22 protein-coding genes are annotated in these 20548 nt (G+C 69.0%); 12 read left to right on the top strand and 10 right to left on the bottom strand.

The window, feature by feature from the left end; genetic code table 11:
- Positions 1-45: 45 nt before the first annotated feature.
- The 10 genes from glcE to PSQ39_RS04265 all read left to right on the top strand — a co-directional run bounded on the left by glcE (position 46) and on the right by PSQ39_RS04265 (position 8560).
- Positions 46-1116 carry a glycolate oxidase subunit GlcE gene (glcE, locus tag PSQ39_RS04310; protein ID WP_273925425.1) on the top strand — a complete coding sequence of 357 codons (1071 nt, stop codon included), beginning with the start codon at positions 46-48 and terminating at the stop codon, positions 1114-1116.
- 25 nt (positions 1117-1141) lie between these two features.
- Entirely contained in the window at positions 1142-1924 is a 783-nt protein-coding gene (locus PSQ39_RS04305) for a YoaK family protein (protein ID WP_273925423.1), read from the top strand.
- Positions 1925-1980: 56 nt separating this feature from the next.
- Complete coding sequence (gene glcF / locus PSQ39_RS04300; protein ID WP_273925421.1) at positions 1981-3210, top strand: glycolate oxidase subunit GlcF; 1230 nt, start codon at positions 1981-1983, stop codon at positions 3208-3210.
- A 102-nt stretch (positions 3211-3312) separates the two neighbouring features.
- Positions 3313-4332, top strand: a complete 1020-nt coding sequence (locus PSQ39_RS04295) for a ProQ/FINO family protein (RefSeq protein WP_273925419.1) — start codon at positions 3313-3315, stop codon at positions 4330-4332.
- Between the two features lie 114 nt (positions 4333-4446).
- Positions 4447-4860, top strand: coding sequence for a VOC family protein (locus PSQ39_RS04290; RefSeq protein ID WP_273925417.1), 414 nt, complete (start codon positions 4447-4449; stop codon positions 4858-4860).
- Between the two features lie 14 nt (positions 4861-4874).
- Positions 4875-5369 carry an EVE domain-containing protein gene (locus tag PSQ39_RS04285; RefSeq protein WP_273925415.1) on the top strand — a complete coding sequence of 165 codons (495 nt, stop codon included), beginning with the start codon at positions 4875-4877 and terminating at the stop codon, positions 5367-5369.
- Between the two features lie 55 nt (positions 5370-5424).
- Positions 5425-6123 (top strand): helix-turn-helix transcriptional regulator, encoded by a 699-nt coding sequence (locus PSQ39_RS04280; RefSeq protein ID WP_273925413.1) that lies wholly within the window; start codon positions 5425-5427, stop codon positions 6121-6123.
- A gap of 88 nt (positions 6124-6211) precedes the next feature.
- Entirely contained in the window at positions 6212-6601 is a 390-nt protein-coding gene (locus PSQ39_RS04275; RefSeq protein WP_273925412.1) for a DUF2237 family protein, read from the top strand.
- Between the two features lie 37 nt (positions 6602-6638).
- A complete protein-coding gene (locus PSQ39_RS04270) occupies positions 6639-7520 on the top strand; it encodes an AraC family transcriptional regulator (protein WP_273925410.1) in 882 nt (293 codons plus the stop codon).
- A gap of 86 nt (positions 7521-7606) precedes the next feature.
- Positions 7607-8560, top strand: coding sequence for a DMT family transporter (locus tag PSQ39_RS04265; protein ID WP_273925408.1), 954 nt, complete (start codon positions 7607-7609; stop codon positions 8558-8560).
- 7 nt (positions 8561-8567) lie between these two features.
- On the opposite strand, the gene PSQ39_RS04260 is transcribed toward PSQ39_RS04265, so the two are convergent.
- From PSQ39_RS04260 to lplT, 3 genes are all read right to left on the bottom strand, one after another.
- Positions 8568-9053 (bottom strand): glutathione peroxidase, encoded by a 486-nt coding sequence (locus tag PSQ39_RS04260; RefSeq protein WP_273925407.1) that lies wholly within the window; start codon positions 9051-9053, stop codon positions 8568-8570.
- Positions 9054-9133: 80 nt separating this feature from the next.
- Positions 9134-10045, bottom strand: a complete 912-nt coding sequence (locus tag PSQ39_RS04255; protein WP_273925405.1) for a DMT family transporter — start codon at positions 10043-10045, stop codon at positions 9134-9136.
- A gap of 66 nt (positions 10046-10111) precedes the next feature.
- On the bottom strand, positions 10112-11416 hold the full coding sequence (gene lplT / locus PSQ39_RS04250; RefSeq protein ID WP_273925403.1) for a lysophospholipid transporter LplT: 1305 nt from the start codon (positions 11414-11416) through the stop codon (positions 10112-10114).
- 137 nt (positions 11417-11553) lie between these two features.
- Here lplT and alr point away from each other — a divergent pair, with 137 nt between their 5' ends.
- Entirely contained in the window at positions 11554-12672 is a 1119-nt protein-coding gene (gene alr, locus PSQ39_RS04245; RefSeq protein ID WP_273925402.1) for an alanine racemase, read from the top strand.
- A gap of 150 nt (positions 12673-12822) precedes the next feature.
- On the top strand, positions 12823-14415 hold the full coding sequence (locus PSQ39_RS04240) for an ABC transporter substrate-binding protein (protein ID WP_273925400.1): 1593 nt from the start codon (positions 12823-12825) through the stop codon (positions 14413-14415).
- Positions 14416-14519: 104 nt separating this feature from the next.
- Here PSQ39_RS04240 and PSQ39_RS04235 read toward each other — a convergent pair whose 3' ends face one another.
- From PSQ39_RS04235 to PSQ39_RS04205, 7 genes are all read right to left on the bottom strand, one after another.
- The gene (locus tag PSQ39_RS04235; protein ID WP_273925399.1) at positions 14520-15161 is read right to left on the bottom strand and encodes a glutathione S-transferase family protein; all 642 of its coding nucleotides are present in this window, start codon (positions 15159-15161) and stop codon (positions 14520-14522) included.
- A gap of 144 nt (positions 15162-15305) precedes the next feature.
- Positions 15306-16292, bottom strand: a complete 987-nt coding sequence (locus PSQ39_RS04230; RefSeq protein ID WP_273925397.1) for a 2-dehydropantoate 2-reductase — start codon at positions 16290-16292, stop codon at positions 15306-15308.
- Between the two features lie 124 nt (positions 16293-16416).
- Complete coding sequence (locus PSQ39_RS04225; protein ID WP_273925396.1) at positions 16417-17229, bottom strand: class II aldolase/adducin family protein; 813 nt, start codon at positions 17227-17229, stop codon at positions 16417-16419.
- A 47-nt stretch (positions 17230-17276) separates the two neighbouring features.
- The gene (locus tag PSQ39_RS04220; protein WP_273925395.1) at positions 17277-18296 is read right to left on the bottom strand and encodes a Bug family tripartite tricarboxylate transporter substrate binding protein; all 1020 of its coding nucleotides are present in this window, start codon (positions 18294-18296) and stop codon (positions 17277-17279) included.
- A 158-nt stretch (positions 18297-18454) separates the two neighbouring features.
- Positions 18455-19240 (bottom strand): SDR family NAD(P)-dependent oxidoreductase, encoded by a 786-nt coding sequence (locus PSQ39_RS04215; RefSeq protein WP_273925394.1) that lies wholly within the window; start codon positions 19238-19240, stop codon positions 18455-18457.
- Positions 19241-19242: 2 nt separating this feature from the next.
- Positions 19243-20046 (bottom strand): 2-oxo-hept-4-ene-1,7-dioate hydratase, encoded by an 804-nt coding sequence (hpaH, locus tag PSQ39_RS04210; protein WP_273925392.1) that lies wholly within the window; start codon positions 20044-20046, stop codon positions 19243-19245.
- Positions 20047-20086: 40 nt separating this feature from the next.
- Positions 20087-20521, bottom strand: a complete 435-nt coding sequence (locus PSQ39_RS04205) for a 5-carboxymethyl-2-hydroxymuconate isomerase (protein WP_273925391.1) — start codon at positions 20519-20521, stop codon at positions 20087-20089.
- Between the last annotated feature and the right edge of the window lie 27 nt (positions 20522-20548).

Genomic DNA, 20548 nt, shown 5'->3' with positions numbered 1-20548 from the left:
CCCGTACACGACGCAAAAGCCGTCGGTCGCCTTACCATCAGCCAGATGGAGACTGCCCTGCAAACCCTGATCGAGCGCATCCGCGCTGCCGCCGAAGCGGCCACCCCACTGCGCATCCGTGGCGGCGGTACCAAAGACTTTTACGGCCAGACCCTGCATGGTCAGGTGCTGGACACGCGCGGCCTGAACGGCATCAGCGCCTATGAACCCAGCGAACTGGTCGTCACGGTGGGGGCCGGTACCCCGCTGCTTGAGCTGGAGGCGGCCTTGGCCGCGCAAGGCCAGTGTCTGCCCTTTGAGCCCCCGCACTTCGGCCCTGGCGCCACCGTGGGCGGCATGCTGGGCGCAGGCCTGTCGGGCCCGGCCCGGGCCAGCGTGGGCAGCGTGCGCGACTACGTGCTGGGTCTGGAAATGGTCAACGGCCGGGGCGAACACCTTACTTTTGGTGGCCAGGTCATGAAAAACGTGGCGGGCTACGACGTGTCGCGCCTGCTGGCCGGTGCCTTGGGCACCCTGGGGCTGGTGACTTCGGTGTCCCTCAAGGTGCTGCCGGTGCCGGTGGCCGAGGCCACCTTGCGCTTTGCCATGGACGAGGCCACGGCCCTGAAAAAGCACAATGAATGGGCTGGTCAGCCGCTGCCGCTGAATGCCTCGTGCTGGTTTGAAGGGCAGCTCACGCTGCGCTTGCGCGGCGCCCTGGCGGCCGTGCAGTCGGCCTGCCAGCGCCTGGGCGGCGAGCGCCTGGCCGAGGCCGAGGCGGCAGCCTTCTGGCTGGCCCTGCGCGAACAAACCCACCCCTTCTTTGCCTTGCAAGGCGACGAGTCGCTTTGGCGCCTGTCCGTGCCCGACACGGCGGTGCCGCTGCAACTGGGCCCGGTGCTGACCGAATGGGGCGGCGCCCAGCGCTGGATCAAGGCCCCCTCAGACCAGGCCAAGCGCTTGCGCCACCACGCCGTCACGGCGGGCGGCCATGCCACGCGGTTTCGCGGGCCGGATCCGGCGCTGGAGGTGTTCACCCCCTTGTCACCCCCTCTTGAGCGCATCCAGCGCGGCCTGAAGCAGCAGTTTGACCCGGTGGGCATTTTTGGCCACGGGCGCCTGTACCGCGGCTGGTAAGCCCGCCGCCGCCAGCAGCCCCGCCATGCGCCGCCTGCGCCACCTCACCGGCCTGCACCGCACCCCGTCCATCAACCGGACGCTGGGTTTCTTGCTGGCGTTCAACGCCGGGGCCATCAACGCGGGGGGCTTTCTGGTGGTGGGCATGTACACCTCGCACATGTCGGGCTTTGTCTCCATGCTGGCCGACCACCTGGTGCTGGGCAACCTGCTGCTGGTGGGCTCGGCCTGCGGCGTGCTGCTGTCCTTCACCTGCGGGGCGGCCGTGACAGCGGTGCTGTTCAACTGGGCCCGGGTGCATCACCTGCGCAGCGGTTATGCCCTGCCGCTGCTGCTGGAGGCCTTGCTGATGCTGCTGTTTGGCCTGATTGGCGGCACGCTCAACCACCAGACCCCGTTTGCCGTGCCCGTGCCCGTGACCGTGCTGTTGCTGGCCTTCATCATGGGCTTGCAAAACGCGGTGGTGACCAAGATGTCCGCCGCTCAGATCCGCACCACCCACATGACCGGGGTGCTGACCGACCTGGGCATTGAACTGGGCAAGCTGCTGTACTGGAACGGCCAGGCCCCACCCCAGTCCCAGGTGCGGGCCAACCGCGCCCGGCTGCGCCTGTTCACCACCTTGCTGGGCCTGTTCACCGTGGGCGGTGTGGTGGGTGCGGCGGGGTTCAAGCACATTGGTTTCATCTGGGTGCTGCCCTTGGCCACCGTGCTGCTGGCCTTGTCGCTGCCGCCCTTGCTGGGTGACCTGCGCCGCCTGGGGCGGATGCTGGAGCCCGAGCCCACGGCGCCAAAGGGTTTGGATTGAACGGCCCCTACCCGCTGCGCGTGCTGCCCCTTTTTTGAATATTCCTGAACCCCACCATGCAAACCCACCTCGCCCCCCAGTACCAGGACAGCGCCGCCGGCCGCGAAGCCGAAGCCATTTTGCGCAAGTGCGTCCACTGCGGCTTTTGCACCGCCACCTGCCCGACCTACCAGCTGTTGGGCGATGAGCTGGACAGCCCGCGCGGCCGCATCTACCTGATCAAGCAGGTGCTGGAGGGCCAGACCCCCACGCGCAAAACCCAGCAGCACCTGGACCGCTGCCTGACCTGCCGAAACTGCGAAAGCACCTGCCCCAGCGGCGTGCAGTACGGCCACCTGGTCGACATCGGGCGTCAGATCGTGGACGAGCAGGTGCCGCGCCCCACCGGCGAGAAGGCGGTGCGCTGGCTGCTCAAAGAAGGCCTCAGCTCGCCGCTGTTTGGTCCGGCCATGAAGCTGGGCCAAAGCGTGCGCGGCCTGCTGCCGCCGACGCTGCGCGCCAAGGTGCCGCTGCCGCAGGACGCCGGGACCTGGCCCAGCCGCTCGCATGCCCGCAAGGTGCTGATGCTGGCCGGCTGCGTGCAGCCGTCCATGTCGCCCAACATCAACAGCGCCACCGCCCGCGTTCTGGACGCCGCCGGCATCGAAACCGTGCTGGCCCCCGAGGCCGGCTGCTGCGGCGCGGTCAAGTTCCACCTCAACGACCAGGCCGGCGGCCTGGCCCAGATGCGCTCCAACATCGATGCCTGGTGGCCCCATGTGGCCAGCGGCGCGGTCGAGGCCTTGGTCATGAACGCCTCAGGCTGCGGTGTCACCGTCAAGGACTACGGCCACCAGCTGCGCGACGACCCAGCTTACGCCGACAAGGCCGCCCGCATCAGCGCCTTGACGCGCGACCTCAGCGAGCTGCTGCCCGACCTGGTGCCCCTGCTGCAGCCCCGCCTGCGGGAGGCGCCCAAGGGCGTGGTGGCCTACCACCCGCCCTGCACCTTGCAGCACGGCCAGCAGCTGCGCGGTGGGGTCGAGCAGCACCTGGGCGCGCTGGGTTTCCAGGTGCAGCTCACGCGCACCGAATCCAACCTGTGCTGCGGCTCGGCCGGCACCTACTCGGTGCTCAACCCCGACATCGCCTATGAGCTGCGCGACCGCAAGGTCGGCCACCTGGAGGCCCTGGCGCCCGAGGTCATCGTCAGCGCCAACATCGGCTGCATCACCCACCTGCAAAGCGGCACCGCCACGCCCGTGCGGCACTGGGTGGAGGTGCTGGATGAGGCGCTGCAGGCCTGAGACCTGCCCCCTGGCGCCCCCACGCGCCAAGGCTTCTTGACCCCGGCCCGGCCCGGGGCTGGCATGATGGCGGGTTAGCCCTCTCTTCAATACCGCCACGTCATGACCGACTCCGTGTCCGAAAAAGAACAAAGCCAGGCCGCCAACACCCCCGTGGTGTTGGGGGCGTCCGACGCTGCTGCCGTGAGCCCTGTGGCTGCCGCAGCCCCTGAGGCCACCGCTGTGACCGCCGGCAGCCCTGCCGAGGCCTCTGAGGCCTCTGAGGCCCCTGCCGTGGCCGAGCGCAGCCCGCGCAACAGCCGGGGACGCCGAGGCGGTGCCGGCCGAGGCGCCGCGCGCACCGAGGGTCGTGCCGATGGCCGCGACGCCGCGCGTGACGCCGGCCGGGCCCCCGCAGGCCGGGCCGATGGTCGCCGCGCCCCGCGCCGCGACCCTGCGGCCCAGGGGGCTGGCCCAGGTGCCGCCGCCCAGGCCGGCGCCAAGGCCGCCGCCCCGCGCGCACCGCGCAGCCACCCGGTGCTGGAGCAACTGGCCGGTCTGTATCCCGCCTTGTTTGGCGAGGTCTTTTTGCCGCTCAAGCGCGGCATCTTCCAAGACCTGCAAGACGCCCAACCGGAGCTGTTCGAGCGTGAGGCGCTCAAGGCCGCGCTGGCCCTGCACACCCGCTCCAGCCGCTACCTGACGGCCGTCGCTTCGGGCCTGGCCCGTCATGACCTGCAAGGCCAGTCGGTCGAAGCCATGGCGCCCGAGCACATCTACCACGCGCTGACCGAGGTGTTCCGCCGTCGCCAGCAGCGCGCCGGGGAGGACCTGCGTCCCAAGCTGCGCCGCCGCATCATCCAGGCCTTCGAGGCCTCTGGCCTGAGCCGTGAGGCCTATGCCGCGCTGGTGTTGAGCCGCGACGTGGCCGCCAACGCGGTGCTCGACGAAGCCCTGGCCGAGGCCGCCAGCCAAGCCGCCCGCGACGAGGCCCAGCTGCGCGCCTTCGAGGCCAGCGGCCAGAGCCTGGACGCCTTCGCCGACATGTACGGCCTGGACGCGCGCGACGCCGCCCGCACCCTGGACCGGGCCCGCCAGCGCCGCGCCGCGCCGGCCACGCCGGTGGCCGCCGACCCGGCCTGAGGCCTCCTCCACGGGGGCCTGGTCGCCCCCGGTCTGCAGCCTGCTGACATCCCGTTGTCAGCAGCCCCCCCGCACCATGGCAGTCCTGTTTCACAACGACTGAAAGACGCTGCCATGTCGCACACCCCCTCCACCCCTGCCACCCCCTCCCGCGCTGGCTCGGCCCTCAACTGGTTTGAGATCCCCTGCGCCGACCTGGACCGCGCCCAGGCCTTTTACGAGGCCGTGCTGGCCCGGCCCCTGCACCGCGAAGACTTTGGCGGTGGCCCCATGGCCGTTTTCCCGCACGACAAGCCCCAACCCGGCGGCTGCCTGGTGGCCGGCCCGCAGCGCTGCGTCGCCGCCGATGCCGGCGTGCGCCTCTATTTGGACTGTGCCCCCTCGCTGGACGCGGCTGTGGCCCGGGTGGCCAGCGCGGGCGGCGCCGTGCTCGACGCCTGCATCGAGCTGCCGCACGGCATCGGTTTCATCGCCCATGTGCGGGACACCGAAGGCAACACCGTCGGCCTGCACACCGTGCAACGCTGAAGCGGAGCCGCACCATGCAGACTGTGTTGCCCGGGTTCCCTCTCGCCCCGGCGCCCCCGGCCGTGGCACCGCGCCACTGGATTGCCGTGGCCAGCGCCGAGCATGCCCGCCGCGGCCGCGAGGCCCAGCCGCTGGGTTTCATGCAGGTCTGCCATGGCCGGCGCGCGCCCTTGGCCCGGTTGCGCCCAGGTGACTCGGTGGCCTACTACGCGCCGGCCACCCGCATGGCCGGCCATGACCGCCTGCAAAGCTTTGTTTCCCTCGGCCGTGTGGCCGCCGGTGAGCCCTACGCCTTCGACATGGGGGGCGGCTTTGTGCCCTTCCGGCGGGATGTGCACTACGCCTCGGCAGCCCGCGAGGTGCCGATTGCGCCCCTGCTCGATCGGTTCGAGTTTGTGGAAGACCGCCAGCGCTGGGGCGCGCGCTTTCGCTTTGGCCTGTTCGAGGTCAGCGCCCATGACATGGGCTTGATCGCGCAGGCCATGGGCGTGGCGGCTTGGCTGGACTGAGTCCCTTATGCTGGGGGCTCTGCTCCCATTCCACTGGCTTGCCACCCCTTCCACCATGCGCCGCGCCGACCGTTTGTTCCATATCGTTCAACTGGTGCGCGGGCGCCGTCTCAGCACGGCGGCCTTTCTGGCCGAGCGGCTGGAGGTGTCCGAGCGCACCGTCTACCGCGACGTGGCCGAGCTGCAGCACCAGGGCGTGCCCATCGAAGGCGAGGCCGGTGTGGGCTACCGCATGGGCGCGGGCTTTGAGCTGCCGCCGCTGATGTTCTCCCAGGCCGAGGCCAGTGCGCTGGTGGCCTCGGTGCGCCTGGCCCAGGCCTGGCTGGACCCGGCGCTGGCGCGCGAGGCCGAGTCCGCGCTGAGCAAGATCCTGTCCGTGCTGCCGCGCGACGCGCGGGCCGCTGCGGAATCCCTGGCCTTGTTCGCGCCGGCCGTGGGCCAGAGCCCCGAGGTGCAGCAGCGCCTGCAGGCCCTGCGCGAGGCGGCCCAGGCGCGGCACAAGGTGCTGCTGCATTACCGCGCACTGGACGGCGCCGACAGCGCGCGCACCGTGCGCCCGCTGGGCTGCTTTTTTTGGGGCAGCGTCTGGACGTTGGCCGCCTGGTGCGAGGAACGCCAGGCCCTGCGCAGTTTTCGCATCGACCGCATCACCACGCTGCAGCGCCTCGAGGTGCGCTTCCGGGACGAGCCGGGCCGCACCCTGGCCGATTTGTTCCGCCAGGTCGAGGCCGAGCGCCGCCAACGCGCCGGCTGATGGCGGCGCTGTCCCTATCCCGACCTGCGCCACGGTCATGCGGCTTGGCGCACACTGGCGGCTGCTGTTGTTTTTGTTCAGGTGACCGATGTCTTCTCCGATCCCCGCCCGCAACGTGCTGGGCAGCGCGCTGCAGGCCTGCTCCTTCGACCCCTTGACGGGCTACTTCCGTGACGGCTGCTGCCACACCGAGGCGGCCGACACCGGCTCGCATGTGGTCTGTGCCCGGGTCACGGCTGATTTCTTGGCGTTTTCGCTGGCGCGTGGCAACGACCTGTCCACACCGCGGCCCGAGTGGCGCTTTGCCGGCTTGCGGCCAGGCGACCGCTGGTGCCTGTGCGCGCTGCGCTGGCGCGAGGCCCTGGAGGCTGGTGTGGCCCCGCCCGTGGTGCTGGAGGCCACCCACGAACGCGCCTTGCAGTTCGTCACCCTGGCCGAGCTGCAGCAGCACGCCTGGGTCTCGACCGGCCGCGCCTGAGCGCCTGGGGGCCCGCTGGCTGGCTAAGATGGCGCCCATGCCTGCCGACGCTCCCCCCCTCAGCGCGGGGCCCCGCCCCAGCGGGGTGCCCCAGCAGTTCGATTCGCCGCGCGACCGGGCCTTGTACCGCCGCGTGCCACACCGCGAGGGTGTGGAGCTGTACCGGGCCGAGATCGTCGACCACGCGTTCGCACCGCACGCGCACGACGCGTTTGGCATCGGCTCGGTGGAGTGGGGCGTGGAGCGCTTTCGCTACCGCGGCAGCGAGCACCTGGCCGGGCCGGGCTCGCTGGTGCTGATGGATGAAGATGAGCTGCACACCGGCCACGCCGCCACCGCCCAGGGCTGGCGCTACCGCATGGTCTACATTGAGTCCGCCACCCTGCGTGAGCTGACCGGCCAGCCGGTGCGCCGATTTGCCCAGCCCACGGTGGACGACCCCGCCCTGGGCCGGCGCGTCACCGCCGCGCTGGATGCGCTGTGGCAGGGCGCGGATGACCCCTTGGCTTTTGACAGCCAGCTGGTCCTGCTGGCCGGCGAACTGGTGGCGCGCCATGGCCAAGGCGGGGCGGCCGACCCGGCCCCGGGCCTGGCGCCGAACGTGCTGGCGCGGGTGCGCGACTACATCGAGGCGCACCTGCACGAGCCGATGCGCCTGGAAGACCTGGCCGCGCAAGCCGCGCTGTCGCCCTTCCATTTTTTGCGCCGCTTCAAGCAGAGCACCCGCCACACCCCGCAGGTGTTTGTCCAAGCGCGGCGGGGCGCACGCGCCAAGGCCTTGCTGGCGCGTGGCCTGGCGCCCGCTGAGGTGGCCGCCAGCGTGGGCCTGTCGGACCAACCCCACCTGAACCGCTTGCTGCGCCGGCTCTACGGCATCACGCCGGGGGCGTACCAGCGTCAGTTGGCCTGCACCGCCTGAGGCCGCACAGCGCAATCTGGTCCAAGACAAGCCGGGCCGGGCCCAGGCACACTGCGCCTCTTTGCTTGAATTGGAACGGGTGACGGATGGCCGCAGGGGATTTGATTCGTGGGGTGGCGTATGCGCTGGCCGCTGGACTGATGTGGGGGCTGGTGTTCGTGGCGCCAGCGCTGCTGCCGGATTACGCGCCTGCGGCGCTGGCCTTTGGTCGCTACATCGCGTTCGGCCTGGTGGCGCTCTTGCTCGCCGTGCCGGACCGGCAACGCCTGGCGGCGCTGCGCCGCGCCGACTGGGCGGAGGCCTTCAAGCTGGCGCTGGTGGGCAACATCATTTACTACCTGTTCCTGTCGGCCGGCATCCAGGCCGCGGGCGTGCCCCTGGCCAGTGTCTTGATCGGCACGCTGCCGGTGGTGATTGCAGTGTGCGCCAACTGGCACGACCGGTCCTTGCCCTGGGCGCGTTTGATGCCCTCGCTGGGCTTGATCGCACTGGGCATTGCCTTCGTCAACCACACCGAGATGGGCCGCATCGAGGCCGGCCATGGCCCGGCCTACGCCCTGGGCGCCGGCCTGACCCTGGTGGCGGTCGCCGCCTGGACCTGGTACCCGATCCGCAACGCGCGCTGGCTCAAGGCCCACCCGGGCTTGTCGGCCACCACCTGGACCACGGCCCAGGGCCTGGCCACCTTGCCGCTGGCGGTGCTGGGGTGGTTGCTGTGGGGCCTGTGGCAGGGCCTGAGCCAGCCCGACCAAGCGCTGGTGATGGGTTGGGGGCCTCGCCCGGGCTTGTTTTTGGGCCTGATGCTGGCCATGGGTTTGTTCGCCTCCTGGGCGGGCACCCTGGCCTGGAGCCGGGCCAGCAAGCTGCTGCCCACCTCGCTGACCGGCCAGCTGATCGTGTTCGAAACCCTGTCGGCCCTGGCTTACGGCTTTTGGCACCGCGCCGAGTGGCCCGCGCCGGTGACGGGCGCCGGCATTGCCTTGCTGGTGGCCGGCGTGTTGATGGGCGTGCGGGCCTTCCAGCGCCCGGCCTCGGCCTGAGCCGGGCTCAGGCGGCCAGGGCGGCTTCGATGTCGCTGGCCAGCTTGGCGGGGGTGTCCTGCGGTGCGTAGCGGCGGATCACCTGACCGTTCTTGCCGACCAGGAATTTGGTGAAGTTCCACTTGATGGCCTTGCTGCCCAGCAGGCCGGGCGCTTCGGCGCTGAGCCAACGGTACAGCGGGTGGGCGTCGCCGCCATTGACGTCGATCTTGCTCATCATCGGAAAGCTCACGCCGTAGTTGCGCTGGCAAAAGCTGGCAATTTGCTCGTCACTGCCCGGGTCCTGGCGGCCAAACTGGTTGCAGGGAAAGCCCAGCACCGTCAGGCCGCGCTGGCCATAGCGCTGGTGCAGGTCTTCCAGGCCGGCGAACTGGGGCGTGAAGCCGCAGGCGCTGGCCGTGTTGACGATCAACAGCACCTGGCCCTCGAACTGGCGCAGGGGCACGGTTTCGCCCGCGATGGACAGGGCTTCAAAGTCGTACAAAGTGCTCATGGCAGGTCCTTCAAGACGGAGAGGGGCCATGGTAGCCCTGCTCCGCCACCAGGCGCCGGCCTGGCGGGGCATGCCCTGTGTCAGGCGCTGGTCTTGGGCTGAGCGGGGGCCCAGGCTGACCAGGCTGCGGACGCCACGATCAGCGCGCCGCCCAGCCACACCCGCATCGACAGCTCGGCTGCACCCAAGGCCATGGCCGAGACGCTGGCGAACAGCACCTCGGACAGCATCACCAAGGCGGTGGTGCTGGAGCGCAGGCGCGCGGCGCCATACTGCAGCGCCACATTGCCGCCCAGGTAGGCCAGGCTGAGGCCGGCGGCCAGCAGCAACCAGCCCAGTGCAGGTGCCGGCAGGGGGGTGACCAGGCCCTGGCCCAGACCGACCAGGGCGGTCAGCGCCGACAGCAGCGAGCCGCCGCCAAACATGGCCAGCACCCGCGCAGGTGCAGGTGTTTGGTGCAGGCGGCGCAACATCACATTGGTCAGCGCAAAGCTGAAGCCGCCGGCCAGGCCCAGCCAGTCCGACAGGCTTTGCGGCAGCGGCCAGTCGCTGCCGGGTGTCTTCAGCACCACGGCCACGCCGGCCAAAGCCAGCAGCATGCGCAACAGGTCAGCGCCGCGCGGGCGCTCGCCCAGCAGCCACCAGGCCAGCAGGCTGGCCCACAGCGGCATCAAATAAAACAGCAGCACCACGCGCACCACATCCCCCACGGTGACGGCCCAGTTGAAGCACACATTGGTCATGCCGGCGGCCAGGGCCAGGGCCCACAGCGCAGGCTGGCCCAGCCATTGGCGCAGCGCCCCCGGGAAGGCCAGCAGGGTGCAGGCGATGGCCAGCAGGTAGATCAGGGCGGTGGCCCACAAGGGGTGCAGGCCCGCCAGCTCCAGCTGGCGCAGCGGCCACCAGGACACGCCCCAGACCAAGGCGTTGAACATCAGGGCCAGCACGCTGAACAGCGGCGGGTGGGGGGCGGAGGAGGGGTTCAATGGCATGACCAAAAGCAAAAGGCCGGCATGACCGGCCTTTTGGAAAGGAAGGGAGCAGGACCGGTGTGGACCTCAGTGCCCCCGGTCGTTGCGGGCAATGGCCAGCAGGCGCTTGAGCTCTTGCGCGTGCTGCACGGTGTTGCGTTGGTGCCAGCGCTTGATCAGCCACATGGCCGAGGCCACGATCAGGCCAAAGCCGGTGATGGCGCCAAAGGCGGACATGCCGTACTTGGTCGACAGGCTGTACAACGCGCCCAGCGCCAGGATGCAGGCCTGTTCATTGAAGTTCTGCACCGCGATCGAGCGGCCTGCGCCCATCAGGTTGTGGCCCCGGTGTTGCAGCAAGGCGTTCATGGGCACGACCAGAAAGCCCCCCAGGCCGCCCAGCAGGATCAGGAAGGGCGCGGCCACCCAGACGTTGTCAATGAAGTTCATCAACACCACCAGCACCCCCATGCCGATGCCCAGCGGGATCACGCTGGTGGCCTGGTCCAGGCGCATGCGCACTGACGCCAAGACGGCGCCCACGGCCGTGCCGATGGCCACCACGCCCACCAGGGACGAGGCCTGCGTGGTGCTGTAGCCCAGGGCGGCGGCGCTCCAGGCCAGCACGATGTAGCGCAGGTTGCCGCTGACACCCCAGAACAAGGTGGTGGTGGACAGGGAGATCTGGCCCAGCTTGTCGTTCCACAGGCGCGAGTTGCAGCTCCAGAAGTCGGGCAGCAGGTTCAGCGCGTTGCGCGCCACGCTGAGTTCGGGGTCCTGGCGCATCGGGCGCATGGTCACGCCGGTATGCGGGATGCGGGTGTTGAACCAGGCTGCCAGCGCGTAAATGAAGATCAGCACAAAGATCGCGGCTTCAGGCGGTGTGTCGATGCCGGTGTTGAAGACCGGGAAGTCAAAGGACAGCAGCAGGCCGGACACCGAATGCCCCACCAGCTGGCCGCCCAGCAACACGCCCAGGATGATCGAGGCGATGGTCAGCCCTTCGATCCAGCCATTGGCCTTGACCAATTGCGAGGCCGGCAGCAGCTCGGTGAGGATGCCGTATTTGGCCGGTGAGTACGCCGCCGCGCCCAGGCCGATGACGGCATAGGCCATCAGCGGGTGGGTGCCGAACAGCATCAACAGACAACCCACCACCTTGATGGCATTGCTGATGAACATCACCTTGCCCTTGGGCTGGGCGTCGGCAAAAGCGCCCACGAAGGGCGCCAGGATCACATAGAACAGCGCAAACATGGGCACCAAAGCGGCGCGTTGCCACTCGGGTGCGCCATCGCTTTTGAGCAGTTCCACGGCGGCCACGAATATGGCGTTGTCGGCCAGCGAGCTGAAAAACTGCGCCGACATGATGGTGTAGAAACCGCGCTTCATTGAGTGGCTGATTCGAGCATCAGGAAAACTGATACTTTGGTAATGTTGAACATGGCCTCAAAAAGGCAGTTGGTTATATCACGCCACCTCTTGGGGGCGGTGCCAAAATCCCCTCAGTTCCTCTCCCTGATTGCCCTATGCCCCGCCCGATCCAGGCCACTGTCCACACTGCTGCACTGCAGCACAACCTGGCCCGCGTGCGCCAGTCCGTCCCTGACGCCCGTGTCTGGGCCGTCGTCAAAGCCAATGCCTACGGCCATGGCATCGAGCGGGTGTTTGAGGGCCTGCGCGGTGCCGACGGCTTCGCCTTGCTGGACCTGGCGGAAGCCGAGCGCGTGCGCCGCCTGGGCTGGCGCGGCCCGATTCTGCTCCTGGAAGGCGTGTTCGAGCCGCGCGACCTGGAGCTGTGCTCGCGCCTGGACCTGTGGCACGCCGTGCACTGCGACGAGCAGATCGACATGCTGGCCGCGCACAAGACCCAGCTGCCCCAGCGCGTGTTCCTGAAAATGAATTCGGGCATGAACCGCCTGGGCTTCACGCCCGAGCGCTACCGCTCGGCATGGACCCGGCTCAACGCCTTGCCCCAGGTGGATGAGATCTCGCTGATGACCCACTTCAGCGACGCCGATGGCCCGCGTGGCATCGCCCACCAGGAAGAGGTCTTCTTGCACGCCACCGCTGACCTGCCCGGCGAGCGCAGCCTGGCCAACAGCGCGGCCACGCTGCGCCACGCCGACAGCGCCCGCATCAAGAGCGACTGGGTGCGCCCCGGCATCGTGTTGTACGGCAGCGCGCCCGACTTCCCCGAGCGCAGCGCCGCCGACTGGGGCTTACAGCCCACCCTGACCCTGAGCAGCAAGCTGCTCGCGGTGCAGTCCTTGCAAGCTGGGGACAGCGTCGGCTACGGCTCACGCTTTGTGGCCGAGCAGCCGTTGCGCGTGGGCGTGGCCGCCTGCGGCTATGCCGACGGTTACCCGCGCCTGTGCGACACCGGTACGCCCGTGCTGGTCAACGGCGTTCGCACCCGCTTGCTGGGCCGCGTCAGCATGGACATGCTGATGCTCGACCTGACCCCGCTGGAACAAGCCGGCGTGTCCTTTGGCTTTGGCTCCGAGGTCACGCTGTGGGGCCGCTCCAGCCAGGGCCGCAGCCTGTCCATCGACGAGGTGGCCCGCGCCGCCGGCACGGTGGGCTACGAGCTGATGTGCGCCGTGGCCCCGCGCGTCAACTTCGCGGTGGACGAAGGCAGCCCCTGAGCACGCCCCCCGCCAGCGCTCGGCTTGGCTGGTTTTTTGCATGGCGGTGGGTTTCTAAACTCGTTGCGCGCATAAGCAAGCGCGCAAATACGGCTTGCGCCCGACGGACGGCTTGTGCCAGAGTCAGCAAGCTGTTGAATTGGAGACCCCTTGCTACACAAATCCACCCCCTGGCTGCTGGCCGCCTCGCTGGCCCTGAGCGCCGCCGCCCCCCTGGCCGTGCAGGCCAAACCCTTCCGTTGGACCCGCGCCGTGGACTTGTCGTCCTGGGACGTGCATGCCCAGAACGTGGGCGTGAACAACGCCTTGCACTCGGCCATCTACGACACCTTGGTGGAGTACAACAGCAAGACCTTCAAGCCAGAGCCTTCGCTGGCCACCGAGTGGAAGCAGGTCTCGCCCACCCAGCTGCGCCTGACCCTGCGCCAGGGCGTCAAGTTCAGCGACGGCAGCCTGCTGACCGCCGACGATGTGCGCTTCTCGCTGGAGCGCGCCAAGGCCAAGAGCTCCAACTACGCGGTCTACACCCTGGGCATCGACCGGGTCGAAAAGGTCAGCCCGACCGTCATCGACATCTTCTCCAACCTGCCCAACCCGGTGCTGGTCAACCAGCTCACCGAGCTGCGCATCCTGAGCAAGGCCTGGGCCGAGAAGAACAACTCGGTGGAGCCCAAGGACATCCGCAACAAGGACGAAACCTACGCCCACCGCCATGCGCTGGGCACCGGCCCGTTCCAGTTGAAGGAATGGACGCCCGACCAGCGCGTGGTGCTGGAGCCCAATCCCCATTGGTGGGGCCAGGGCAAGTTCGGTGGCAATGTGAACCAGATCATCTACACGCCCATCAAGTCGGACGCCACCCGCATGGCGGCCCTGCTCTCGGGTGAGGTGGACTTTGTGCTCGACCCCAGCCTGCAAGACCTGGCCCGTGTGCGTCAGACGGCGCAGCTGAAGGTGCTGGAAGGCCCTGAAAACCGCACCCTGTTCCTGGGCATGGACCAGTTCCGCGACGAGCTGCCTGGCTCCAGCGTGAAGGGTCAGAACCCGCTCAAGGACGTGCGCGTGCGCAAGGCCCTGTACCAGGCCATCGACATCGCCAGCATCCAGCGCGTGGTGCAGCGCGGTCTGGCCCAGCCTGCAGGCGCCCTGGTCGCGCCCCAGGTCAATGGCTGGACGCGCAAGGCCGACACCCGCTGGCCGTATGACGTGAAGGCCGCGCAGCAGCTGCTGACCGAGGCCGGCTACCCGCAAGGTTTTGAAGTGGACTTTGCCTGCAGCGCCGGCCGCTACATCAACGACGAACAGCTGTGCCAGGCCATCACCGCCCAGTGGGCCCGCGTGGGCGTGAAGGCGCGCCTGCGTTCGCTGCCTTTCAGCACCTACTTCCCGATGATCCAGCGCAACGAAGCCAGCATCTACCTGCTGGGCTGGGGGGTGCCAACCTTTGACGCCTTCTACAGCCTGCAGTCCCTGGTGCGCAGCCCGGGTGCGGGCGGCGACGGCAACTTCAACCTGGGCCGCTTCAGCAGCCCGCAGCAAGACGCGCTGGTGGAACGCATCCGCAAGGAAACCGACTTGGTGACGCGCAATGGGCTGATCGAAAAAGCCCTGCTGCAAGACCATGAGCTGATCTCGCACATCCCGCTGTACCACCAGATCATTCCCTGGGCGCTGCGCCAGAACGTGGACGTGCCGCACCGCGCGGACAACCGCATCGACTGGCGCGCCCTGCGCGTCAACTGAGGCCGCGGTCTCGGGGACGGCCGCGTGCCGTCCTCAGGGCCCGGCGCAGGGCCCGCTCCCCCGTTCGCCCTGCGCTGGGCGAGCGGGTTTTTTTTGCCTGCGCGTCAGGCCGTTTTGGGCAGCTGGGCCGTGGCCAGAGCGCGTTGCACGGCCGGGCGTTGCAGCACGCGCTCACGGTGGGCGAAGACCAGCGGAAAGTCACGGATGTCCACGCCGTCGCTGGCCAGCCAGTCGCCCACGGTGTAGAGGTAGCCATCAGCGACCGAGTAGCGCTGACCCAGCACCCAGGGGCCGTCTTGCAGGTAGGTCGCTTCGATGTAGCGGAAGTTCTCCGTCATGTTCTGCGCCACCTTGCGCTGCATGCCGGCAATGGCTTCAGGCTCGTCGGCCCAGCGCGAGGCCCGGGGCCGGTGCGCGTGGTTGATGTGCACGGTCGAGGCCATGTAGCTGTTGAATTCCTGCATCCGGGCCAGGGCAAACAGGTCGTCCAGCGGGGCCAGGTTGGCGGCGGCAAAGGTCTGGGCCACGTACAGCAGCAGGGCCGGGGTTTCGGTCAGCACGCCGCGTTCGGTCACCAGGGCCGGCACGCGGCCCTTGGGGTTGATGGCCAGGTACTCGGGGCTGCGCTGCTGGGTGGCCGCGAAATTGACCAAGGCCAGTTCATGGTCGGCTTGGGCCTCGTGCAAGGCGATGTGGACGGCCAGGGCGCAGGTGCCCGGGGCGAGGTAGAGCTTGAGGCGGGACATGGACAAACACTCCGTAGGGATGGGACAGAACCGGGCCAGCGCGGCGCGTGTTGGATCTGGGGTCAGGGCGCGCGCCGGGCTGGACAGGCAGTTTAGCCAGCCAGGGGCCGCTTTGCAGCGCCCCGGCCGATCGGGGCGTCCGCGTCAGCCGCGCGGGTACAGGCCCCGCTGTTGCGCCTGCAGCCGGGCCAGGCCCAGCAAGGCGTCGGTGAAGGGCGTGGCCACGCCGCTCAACTGGCCCAATTCGCGCACCACGCCGACCAAGGCGTCCAGCTCCACGCTGCGGCCGGCTTCCACGTCTTGCAGCATGGAGGTCTTGAAGGCGCCGAGCTTGAGCGTGACCTGGTGCCGGTCCTCGGGTTGTTGGTCGATCGGGATGCCGATGCGCGCGCCAATTTCACGCGCCTCCAGCATCACGGCCGAGATGAAGTTGCGCACCAGCTCGTCGCCCAGGATCAGGTCGGTGGTGGCGCCCGTCAAGGCACTGACCGGGTTCACCGTCATATTGCCCCACAGCTTGTACCAGGTGTCCTTTTGGATTTGCGGCGAGACCGTGGCGTTGAAGCCTGCCTGCACCAGGCGCGCCTGCAAGGCCTGCACGCGCGGGCTCAGGCCCCCGCCGGGCTCGCCGATGATCAGGCCATTGCCAAAGTGGTGCTTGACCTGGCCCGGCCCGTTGAGTGAACAACTGGCGTGCACCACACAACCGATCACCTGCTCCGGCGGGATGGCGGCTGCGATCACGCCGTCCGGGTCCACCGCGCGCAGCCGTGTGCCGGCCAGCGCGCCGCCAAAGCCGTGCAAGAACCACCAGGGCACGCCGTTCATGGCGGTCAGCACCAGGGTGTCGGGGCCGATCAATGGAGCGATCTGGCGCGCCACGGCGGCCAGGGCCGGGGCCTTGACGGCGATCACCACCAGGTCTTGCGGGCCCAGTTCGGCCGGGTCGGCGCTGGCGCGGATCGGCAGGCGGTGGGTCTGGCCGTCCTGCTCGATCAGCAGGCCCTGGCTTTGCAGCGCCTGCAAAGTGTCGCCACGCGCCACGGCGCTGAGTTCAAGCCCGGGCGTGCGGGCCAGGCCGGCGCCGATCCAGCCACCGATGGCGCCGGCGCCGTAAATGCATGCTTTCATGGGAACTGTGTCTTCTGCCCTGCTGCAGGGCGGCTTGGGGTCGGTTCACAGGCAGGCCTGGGGCCTGCCCACCAAAAGTCTATTTTGAAGCCGCCAGCGCCTGTTCAGGGCTGGCGGCGGGGCGTCATTGCAGGTAGCTGCTGTCTTGGCGCTGCACCTGGCGCACCAGGGCGTCGAACACGTCCTGGCCAGCGCCGTGCGCGGGGCTGAACTGCAGTGCGTCGCGGCTGCTCTTGATGGCGGCGTCTTCGGTGACCGGGATCGGTGCGCCCATCGACAGCGTGGCGAGTTGGATCTCGCAAGCGCGCTGCAGCGTCCACAGGATGGCGAAGGTCTGCGGCAGGGTCTGGCCCCAGGCCAGCAGGCCGTGGTTACGCAGGATCACCGCGGGTTTGCCGCGGATGTTGTTGACCAGGCGCGGGCCTTCTTCGGCGTGCACCGTGATGCCTTCAAAGTCGTGGTAGCCGACCATGCCGTGCAGCTGGGCGGTGTAGAAGTTCGTCTGTTGCAGGCCGCCTTGCAGGCAGGCCACGGCCACACCGGCGGTGGTGTGGGTGTGCATCACGCAGTGCGCTTCGGGCAGGCCCTCATGGATGGCGCCGTGCACCACAAAACCGGCTGGGTTGACGGGGTAGGGCGAGCCGTCGAGCACCCGGCCTTGCAGGTCGATCTTGACCAGGTTGCTGGCCGTCACCTCGCTGTAATGCAGGCCAAAAGGGTTGATCAGGAACTGCTTGCTGTCCGGCCCACTGACGCTGTTGGGCAGGCGCACCGTGATGTGGTTGTAGATCATCTCGGTCCAGCCCAGCATCGCGAACACGCGGTAGCAGGCGGCGAGCTGGACGCGCTGCGTCCACTCGTCAGGGTGCATGCCGGCGGGCGTGGCCGGCTGCGGTGCGCGGGGGGCCAGCAGGCTGGCCGGGGTGGGGGCGTTCATGGTGGGTCTCCTCGGGTGGTGGTGGGCCCCCGCGCGTGGCGGGCGCCTCAGGCGTCGGCCGTGAACCCGATGGTCTTCACCAACGGGCCCCAGCGTTCAAAGTCGGCTTTCAGCATGGCGGCCAGTTCGGCCGGGCTGGAGGACTTGGCCTCCAGGCCCATGGCGCCCAGGCCGTCCACCACATCGGGGGCGGCCAGTGCGCTGCGCAAGGCGGTGTTGAGTCGGGTCACCAAGTCGCGAGGGGCCTTGGCCGGCAGGTAGAAGCCAAACCACTCGTTGAACACCATGTCCTTCAGGCCTTGTTCGACCATGGTCTGGGTGTTGGGCGCGAACTTGTTGCGCTGGGCCCCGGTCGTGGCCAGCAGGCGGCACTTGCCGGCGGCCACGTGCTGGGTGAACTCACCCACCGGGCCCGACACGGCGGGCAGTTGGCCGCCAATCATGTCCAGGATGGCGGGCTGGGTGCCCCGGAAAGCGATGTGCTTGAGGTCGATGCCGGCATGGTGGCCCAGCAGGGCGCCCACAAAGTGAGGGGTGGAGCCGGCAGCGGGCGAACCGAAGTTGGCGTCCTTGGGGTTGGCCTTGCACCAGGCCAGGAAGTCGGGCACGGTCTTCACGCTGGCCGGCACCGAGGGACCGACGGCAAAGCCGAAGTCAAACACGCAGCCCAGCGAGACCGGGGTCAGGTCGTTGACCGGGTCATAGGCCAGCTTCTTGTAGATGTGCGGGTAGATGCCCAGCATGGACATGGGCGTCTGCAGCAGGGTCTGGCCGTCGGGGTTCTGGCCCTTGACGAACTGGATGGCGATCTGGCCGCCCGCGCCGGTTTTGTTCTCGACAAAAGCGGCCTTGGTGTAGCCCGTGCCCGGCAGCTTGTCGGCCACGCGGCGGCAGATGGTGTCGGAGGTGCCGCCGGCAGCAAAGCCAGTGATGATTTTCACGTTTTCGAGGGCGCTGGCCTGGGCCAGGGCCTGTTGGCCCAGACCGGCCAGCAGGGCGCTGGCGCCGGCGGTTTGCAGCCATTGGCGGCGCGAGAAGGACGAGGCGGAATCAAAGGGGTGGCTCATGCGGGTCTCCTGTGAGGTGGCTGGGGTGTCAGTGCAGCGCTGGCCGTGTTGCAGGACCAGTCGCCGGTGTCTGGGATTTTTCCAGTCTGCAAGCCCTGGCGCCACCCGTGTTTACCTGCACAGTTGGTTCCAATTCATAACCAATTGAGGGCCTGGTTTCAGCCTGCATTGAGGTGCAGCCCGTTGTCCATCAACAGCACCGAGCCCGTCATGCCGGGCGCGCGCGCTGCCACAAACCAGGCCAGCGCCGCCACTTCGTCGGCCCGGGAGACGCGGCCCAGCACCGAGGCCTGCTGCTGGCGTGCCAGCACGGCCTCGTGCTGAGTGGCGTCCAGCACCCGGCTGGGCAGGCCGCCGTCGACAAAGCCCGGTGCGATGGCGTTGACCCGGATGGCGGGTGCCAGCGCCCGCGCCAGGCCCAGTGTGAGGGTGTTGAGCGCGCCCTTGCTGGCCGCATAGGCCAGTGACGACCCGCGCCCCAACAGCCCGCCCACCGAGGAGATGTGGACCACCGCACCCTGGCCCGATTCGGCCAGCAGGTCGCGACAGGCGCGTGTCACCTGCCAGGGGCCGACCAGGTTGACGGCGTGGGTGTGCTCGAAGTCCGCCGCGTCCAGCGCGTCCAGGTCTGCGTGCGGCACAAAGCGCGTGCTGCCGGCCGAGTTGACCAGGGCTCGCAGGCCACCGAAGTGCGCCTGCAGCTGGGCTGCCACCGCGCGGCATTGCGCGTCATCGCGCACATCCAGCGGCAGGGCCAGCACCCGCGCGCCCAGGGTTTCGCAGTCGCGCACCACCGCCGCCAGCTCGGGCGCCGTGGGTTCGAAGTAGGCCAGGCCCAGGTCCCAGCCTTGCCGCGCAAACTCGCGCGCGCAGGCTGCGCCAATGCCGGTGGCCGCGCCGGTGATGAGCACGACGGGGCGGGCGGAGGATGGGGGCTGTGCCATGTTCAGACCATCCGAAAGGCAATCGACCCCAGGGGGCCGTAATCGGCATGGAAGGTGTCGCCCGGCAGGGCCGGCGTGGGACGCGTGAAGGAACCGCCCAGCACCACCTCGCCCGCCGCCAGGCCCTCGCCCCAGGGCGCGAGCTTGTTGGCCAGCCAGGCGACGCCCTGGGCCGGGTGGTTGAGCACGGCGGCGGCCACGCCGGATTCTTCGATCACCCCGTTTTTGAACAGCAGGGCGCTGACCCAGCGCAGGTCCACCGCGTCCGGCCGTACCGGGCGCCCGCCGGTGACGATGCCGGCATTGGCCGCGTTGTCGGCGATGGTGTCAAAGACCTTGCGCGGGGCCTTGGTGTGGCGGTCGAATTGCTCGATGCGCGCGTCGATGATCTCGATCGCGGGCACCACCCAGTCGGTGGCATCCAGCACGTCGTACAGCGTGACGCCCGGGCCGCGCAGCGGCTTGCCGAGGATGAAGGCCAGCTCCACTTCAATGCGCGGTGCGATGAAGCGGCTGAAGGGGATGTCGCCGCCCTCCGCAAAAAACATGTCGTCGAGCAAGGTGCCGTAGTCGGGCTCGTCGATCTGGCTGGACAGCTGCATGGCGCGCGAGGTCAGGCCGATCTTGTGGCCGCGCACGCTGCGCCCGGCGGCGATCTTCTGCCGCACCCATTCGCGCGACACGGCATAGCCGTCCTCGATCGTCATGCCGGGAAAGCGCTTGGAAAAGTGCTCGACCTGCTGGCGGTTTTTCTCGGCCTGATCGAGTTCGGCGGCCAGGGTGGCGATCTGCTCGGGGGTGAACATGGACGGGCTCGCTTTCGACAAAAAAGGGCATCGGGGCGGCTCAGACCGCTCGGTTGAACAAGGGGTGCAGGTTGCTGTGCTTGCCATCAAAAGCGGGGGCGCCCTCGTCCACCTGCAAGGTGATGCCGATGTGGCGCTGCGCAAACAGCGGCGCGAAATGCGCTTTCACCTCGGCCAGCAAGGCGTCACCCGCGCCCTGCACCACGGCGGGCGGGCGGCCGCTGGCCATGCGCAGGTTGAGGTAGACAAAGGCGTAGTCGCCGTTGCCGCCGGCCGCCCGGCCTGCGGCGCCACCGTCCGACACGGCATGGTGCGCGGCCGGGAAGGCCAGCACCCGTGTGCCGCCCGGTGGGAAGACGGCCCGGCCTTCGGCGTCACGCTGCGCGAGCATGGTGTCGGCCAGGCGGCGGCACAGGGCGCTGAGGTCGGTCTCGGCGTCGAGTTGCGGGGTGTAGAGGATGACGAGGTGGGGCATGGGGCGTGGCGCGGGTGCGGGAGGGAA

Origin of the sequence: Curvibacter microcysteis (assembly GCF_028649455.1) — a bacterium.
Classification (GTDB): domain Bacteria; phylum Pseudomonadota; class Gammaproteobacteria; order Burkholderiales; family Burkholderiaceae_C; genus Curvibacter; species Curvibacter microcysteis.
The sequence above is the reverse complement of the archived record's forward strand: the minus strand, read 5'-3'. Positions and strand labels throughout refer to the sequence as shown.

What these genes read in the sequence shown, in the direction of transcription:
- PSQ39_RS04205 (WP_273925391.1), bottom strand. Translation starts at nt 20,521, where the DNA reads ATGCCCCACCTCGTCATCCTCTACACCCCGCAACTCGACGCCGAGACC.
- PSQ39_RS04225 (WP_273925396.1), bottom strand. Translation starts at nt 17,229, where the DNA reads ATGAACGCCCCCACCCCGGCCAGCCTGCTGGCCCCCCGCGCACCGCAG.
- PSQ39_RS04305 (WP_273925423.1), top strand. Translation starts at nt 1,142, where the DNA reads ATGCGCCGCCTGCGCCACCTCACCGGCCTGCACCGCACCCCGTCCATC.
- PSQ39_RS04265 (WP_273925408.1), top strand. Translation starts at nt 7,607, where the DNA reads ATGGCCGCAGGGGATTTGATTCGTGGGGTGGCGTATGCGCTGGCCGCT.
- PSQ39_RS04260 (WP_273925407.1), bottom strand. Translation starts at nt 9,053, where the DNA reads ATGAGCACTTTGTACGACTTTGAAGCCCTGTCCATCGCGGGCGAAACC.
- PSQ39_RS04285 (WP_273925415.1), top strand. Translation starts at nt 4,875, where the DNA reads ATGCAGACTGTGTTGCCCGGGTTCCCTCTCGCCCCGGCGCCCCCGGCC.
- PSQ39_RS04220 (WP_273925395.1), bottom strand. Translation starts at nt 18,296, where the DNA reads ATGAGCCACCCCTTTGATTCCGCCTCGTCCTTCTCGCGCCGCCAATGG.
- PSQ39_RS04215 (WP_273925394.1), bottom strand. Translation starts at nt 19,240, where the DNA reads ATGGCACAGCCCCCATCCTCCGCCCGCCCCGTCGTGCTCATCACCGGC.
- PSQ39_RS04275 (WP_273925412.1), top strand. Translation starts at nt 6,212, where the DNA reads ATGTCTTCTCCGATCCCCGCCCGCAACGTGCTGGGCAGCGCGCTGCAG.
- PSQ39_RS04295 (WP_273925419.1), top strand. Translation starts at nt 3,313, where the DNA reads ATGACCGACTCCGTGTCCGAAAAAGAACAAAGCCAGGCCGCCAACACC.
- PSQ39_RS04255 (WP_273925405.1), bottom strand. Translation starts at nt 10,045, where the DNA reads ATGCCATTGAACCCCTCCTCCGCCCCCCACCCGCCGCTGTTCAGCGTG.
- alr (WP_273925402.1), top strand. Translation starts at nt 11,554, where the DNA reads ATGCCCCGCCCGATCCAGGCCACTGTCCACACTGCTGCACTGCAGCAC.
- lplT (WP_273925403.1), bottom strand. Translation starts at nt 11,416, where the DNA reads ATGAAGCGCGGTTTCTACACCATCATGTCGGCGCAGTTTTTCAGCTCG.
- PSQ39_RS04280 (WP_273925413.1), top strand. Translation starts at nt 5,425, where the DNA reads ATGCGCCGCGCCGACCGTTTGTTCCATATCGTTCAACTGGTGCGCGGG.
- glcF (WP_273925421.1), top strand. Translation starts at nt 1,981, where the DNA reads ATGCAAACCCACCTCGCCCCCCAGTACCAGGACAGCGCCGCCGGCCGC.
- glcE (WP_273925425.1), top strand. Translation starts at nt 46, where the DNA reads ATGGAGACTGCCCTGCAAACCCTGATCGAGCGCATCCGCGCTGCCGCC.
- hpaH (WP_273925392.1), bottom strand. Translation starts at nt 20,046, where the DNA reads ATGTTCACCCCCGAGCAGATCGCCACCCTGGCCGCCGAACTCGATCAG.
- PSQ39_RS04230 (WP_273925397.1), bottom strand. Translation starts at nt 16,292, where the DNA reads ATGAAAGCATGCATTTACGGCGCCGGCGCCATCGGTGGCTGGATCGGC.
- PSQ39_RS04290 (WP_273925417.1), top strand. Translation starts at nt 4,447, where the DNA reads ATGTCGCACACCCCCTCCACCCCTGCCACCCCCTCCCGCGCTGGCTCG.
- PSQ39_RS04270 (WP_273925410.1), top strand. Translation starts at nt 6,639, where the DNA reads ATGCCTGCCGACGCTCCCCCCCTCAGCGCGGGGCCCCGCCCCAGCGGG.
- PSQ39_RS04235 (WP_273925399.1), bottom strand. Translation starts at nt 15,161, where the DNA reads ATGTCCCGCCTCAAGCTCTACCTCGCCCCGGGCACCTGCGCCCTGGCC.